The sequence below is a fragment of the Streptomyces sp. NPDC002935 genome, from assembly GCF_040611295.1.
In the GTDB taxonomy this organism is placed as follows: Bacteria; Actinomycetota; Actinomycetes; order Streptomycetales; family Streptomycetaceae; genus Streptomyces.
Map to the genome: position 1 here is coordinate 1 of NZ_JBEXNW010000094.1, position 1,301 is coordinate 1,301.

Genomic DNA, 1,301 nt, shown 5'->3' on the forward strand with positions numbered 1-1,301 from the left:
GCGCTCCAGTGCTCCCCCGACCACCCCTGGGTGGAGAAGCACCCGGAGTGGTTCCACCACCGCCCCGACGGCACCATCGCCTACGCGGAGAACCCCCCGAAGAAGTACCAGGACATCTACCCCATCGCCTTCGACAAGGACATGCCGGGCCTCGTCCGCGAGACCGTACGGGTCCTCCGCTTCTGGATGGACCACGGCGTACGGATCTTCCGCGTCGACAACCCGCACACCAAACCGGTCATGTTCTGGGAACAGGTGATCGCGGAGATCAACGGAACCGACCCCGACGTGATCTTCCTGGCCGAGGCGTTCACCCGCCCGGCGATGATGCAGACGCTCGCGGCGGTGGGCTTCCAGCAGTCGTACACCTACTTCACCTGGCGCAACACCAAGCAGGAGCTGACGGAGTACCTCACCGAACTGTCCGGTGATTCGGCCGCCTGCATGCGGCCCAACTTCTTCGTCAACACCCCCGACATCCTGCACGAGTTCCTCCAGCACGGCGGTCGGCCCGCCTTCGAGCTGCGCGCTGTGCTCGCCGCCACCCTCTCCCCCACCTGGGGCATCTATAGCGGCTTCGAGCTCTGCGAGAACGTCCCGCTGCGTGCGGGGAGCGAGGAGTACCTGCACTCCGAGAAGTACCAACTGCGCCCGCGTGACTGGGAGTCGGCGGAGCGGGACGGCCGGAGCATCGCGCCGTTGGTGAGTGAGCTGAACGCGATCAGGCGGCGCAGTCCCGCACTGCGCCAACTGCGTGATCTGCACTTCCACCACGCCGACCAGGAGGCGGTGATCGCCTACTCCAAGTCCGTCACGGACGTGCGCGGTTCGAACACGGTTGTGGTGGTGGTCAACCTCGACCCCCGCCACACCCAGGAGGCCACGGTCTCGTTGAACATGCCACAACTCGGCCTGGACTGGCACGAGTCCGTGCCGGTGCGCGACGAGCTCACCGGCGAGACCTACAACTGGGGCAGGACCAACTATGTGCGCCTGGAGCCGGGAAACCGGTCCGCGCACATCCTCACCGTCCTGCGACCGTCCTCACCGCTGATCGGAGGGTCACCCACCACATGATCGTCAATGAGCCCGTCCCGGATACCTTCGAGGACACCCCGGCCAAGGACCGCGATCCCGAGTGGTTCAAACGCGCCGTCTTCTACGAGGTCCTGGTCCGCTCCTTCCAGGACAGCAACGGCGACGGCGTCGGCGACCTCAAGGGCCTGACCGCGAAACTCGACTACCTGCAATGGCTGGGCGTCGACTGCCTGTGGCTGCCCCCGTTCTTCAAGTCCCCGCTG

Annotated in this window: 1 protein-coding gene and 1 pseudogene; both read left to right on the forward strand. The window is 65.9% G+C overall.

Annotation, left to right across the window (positions count from 1 at the left end):
* Positions 1–1,077: pseudogene (locus ABZX90_RS43785) on the forward strand (alpha-1,4-glucan--maltose-1-phosphate maltosyltransferase); the annotation flags it as partial.
* On the forward strand, positions 1,074–1,301 hold a 228-nt coding region (locus ABZX90_RS43790; protein WP_355213727.1), incomplete at its 3' end, for an alpha-amylase family glycosyl hydrolase. The pseudogene ABZX90_RS43785 and the gene ABZX90_RS43790, both read left to right, overlap by 4 nt.